Here is a 3,239-nt window from a genome sequence, read left to right on the forward strand (position 1 = left end):
AATGAATTTAGGTAATAACGAATACGAGAAAGTAAGTAAGAGCGTATGGGGGATGCCTAGGCTCTCAGAGGCGAAGAAGGACGTGATAAGCTGCGATAAGCCACGGGGATCAGCACATATGAATTGATCCGTGGATTTCCGAATGGGGCAACCTAGCTACTTGAAGAGTAGTTATTCCAATTTATTGGAAGGCGAACCCGGAGAACTGAAACATCTAAGTACCCGGAGGAAGAGAAAACAATTAGTGATTCCGTTAGTAGCGGCGAGCGAACGCGGAACAGCCCAAACCACATTGGTTACGGCCAGTGTGGGGTTATAGGACTGCGACATTTTAACAAAAACGAACTGGAACGACTTGGGAAAGTCGACCGTAGAGGGTGAGAGTCCCGTACGGGTAAGTTTTTGAGCGATAGCAGTATCCTGAGTAGGGCGGGACAGGTGAAATCCCGTCTGAATTTGCCGGCACCATCCGGTAAGGCTAAATACTCCTGAGAGACCGATAGTGAACAAGTACCGTGAGGGAAAGGTGAAAAGTACCGTGAATAACGGGGTGAAATAGAACCTGAAACCATACGCTTACAAGCGGTCGGAGCCCAATAATTGGGTGACGGCGTGCCTTTTGCATAATGAGCCTACGAGTTACTCCTCTCTAGCGAGGTTAAGGGTTTAAGACCTGCAGCCGGAGCGAAAGCGAGTCTGAATAGGGCGCTTAGTTAGAGGGGGTAGACGCGAAACCTTGTGATCTACCCATGACCAGGTTGAAGTTGCAGTAACATGCAATGGAGGACCGAACCAGTTGACGTTGAAAAGTCTTTGGATGAGTTGTGGGTAGGGGTGAAAGGCCAATCAAACTGGGAAATAGCTCGTACTCCCCGAAATGCTTTTAGGAGCAGCGTGGAGGTAAAGTCTGTTAGAGGTAGAGCTACCGATAGGACTAGGGGGAGTCAAATCCTACCAAATCCTGACGAACTCCGAATGCTAACAGATATACTCTGCAGTGAGGGTAAGGGTGCTAAGGTCCTTATCCGAGAGGGAAAGAACCCAGACCTTCAGCTAAGGTCCCAAAATCTATACTAAGTTGAACTAAGGCGGTCCAGTTGCTTAGACAGCCAGGATGTTGGCTTGGAAGCAGCCATTCATTTAAAGAGTGCGTAACAGCTCACTGGTCGAGCGACAGGGCATCGATGATGATCGGGCATTAAGTATAGTACCGAAGCTAAGGCATTCCGATTTATCGGAATGGGTAGGGGAGCATTCTATTTGCGGTGAAGGTGTCTGGTAATGGATGCTGGAGCGTATAGAAAAGCAAATGTAGGCATAAGTAACGATAAGGCGGGTGAGAAACCCGCCCACCGATAGACTAAGGATTCCTGATCAACGCTAATCGGATCAGGGTTAGTCGGGACCTAAGGCGAACCCGAAGGGGGTAGTCGATGGACAATTGGTTAATATTCCAATACTACCGTATTCAGCGATGGGGTGACGGAGTAGTGAAAGTCCCGCGCACTGACGGAATAGTGCGTTAAAGGGTGTAGGTATACAGACCGTAGGCAAATCCGCGGACTGTGCTGAACCTGATAGTACCACAATGCTTCGGCAGCGTGGATAGTGGACCTAATCAGACTTCCAAGAAAAACCTCTAAGCAATGGATATGGTACCCGTACCGTAAACCGACACAGGTAGTCAAGGAGAGAATCCTAAGGTGCTCGAGTGATTCATGGCTAAGGAACTAGGCAAAATGGCCCTGTAACTTCGGGAGAAGGGGCGCCTCCTCTGTCAAAAGAGAGGCCGCAGTGAATAGGCCCAGGCGACTGTTTAGCAAAAACACATGGCTTTGCGAAATCGAAAGATAAAGTATAAGGCCTGACACCTGCCCGGTGCTGGAAGGTTAAGGGGGGATGTTATCCGTAAGGAGAAGCATTGAACTGAAGCCCCAGTAAACGGCGGCCGTAACTATAACGGTCCTAAGGTAGCGAAATTCCTTGTCGGGTAAGTTCCGACCTGCACGAATGGTGCAACGATCTGGGCACTGTCTCAGCCATGAGCTCGGTGAAATTGTAGTCGCGGTGAAGATGCCGCGTACCCGCAACGGGACGAAAAGACCCCATGAACCTTTACTATAGCTTCACATTGGTATTGGGTAAATGATGTGTAGGATAGGCGGGAGACTTTGAACCTGCGTCGCTAGGCGTGGGGGAGTCGTTGGTGAAATACCGCCCTTTATTTATCTGATGCCTAATCCAGCAATGGAGACAGTGTGTGGTGGGTAGTTTGACTGGGGTGGTCGCCTCCAAAAGAGTAACGGAGGCTTTCAAAGGTACCCTCAGTACGCTTGGTAACCGTACGTAGAGCGCAATAGCATAAGGGTGCTTGACTGTGAGGCCTACAAGCCGATCAGGGTCGAAAGACGGATATAGTGATCCGGTGGTTCCGCATGGAAGGGCCATCGCTCAAAGGATAAAAGGTACTCTGGGGATAACAGGCTGATCTCCCCCAAGAGCTCACATCGACGGGGAGGTTTGGCACCTCGATGTCGGCTCGTCACATCCTGGGGCTGGAGAAGGTCCCAAGGGTTGGGCTGTTCGCCCATTAAAGTGGCACGCGAGCTGGGTTCAGAACGTCGTGAGACAGTTCGGTCTCTATCTGTTGTGGGCGTAAGAAGTTTGAGAGGACCTGTCTTTAGTACGAGAGGACCGAGATGGACTAACCGCTGGTGTATCAGTTGTGCCGCCAGGTGCAGTGCTGAGTAGCTACGTTGGGCAGAGATAAGCGCTGAAAGCATCTAAGTGCGAAACTCCCCTCAAGATGAGACTTCTTTTAAGGGACGTTGGAGATGACAACGTTGATAGGCTGCAGGTGTAAAGGCAGAAATGTCATAGCTGAGCAGTACTAATTACCCGTAAGCTTTTTCGTAGTAGGCCGTCCTTTATGCAAGGGACGGCCGCGTTCTCCTAAAAACTACAGTTCTGTCGTGTGATACTCTTACAGTATATATGTCAATTTAGTTGATGGCTGATAGCTTCAAGCTTCAAGGAATCCTTGTAGCTTAAGGCTTAACGCTTATCGCTATTTAAGATCTTATGGTGATTATAGCGGTGAGGTCCACCTCTTCCCATTCCGAACAGAGAAGTTAAGCTCACTTGCGCTGATGGTACTGCCTCAAAAGGTGGGAGAGTAAGTAGTCGCCAGACCTTTATTAAACCCTGATCGTTCAAACTTTCAGGGTTTTTTTATGCGC

At 49.4% G+C, this 3,239-nt stretch carries 2 rRNA genes; both read left to right on the plus strand.

Annotated features, from left to right (window positions below):
- The first annotated feature begins 25 nt into the window (after positions 1–25).
- Positions 26–2,914 (plus strand): 23S ribosomal RNA (locus AC2D6U_RS14785).
- Between the two features lie 166 nt (positions 2,915–3,080).
- Positions 3,081–3,192: ribosomal RNA gene (rrf, locus tag AC2D6U_RS14790) — 5S ribosomal RNA — on the plus strand.
- The last annotated feature ends 47 nt before the right edge of the window (positions 3,193–3,239 follow it).

This window comes from Roseivirga sp. YIW32, from assembly GCF_057219245.1.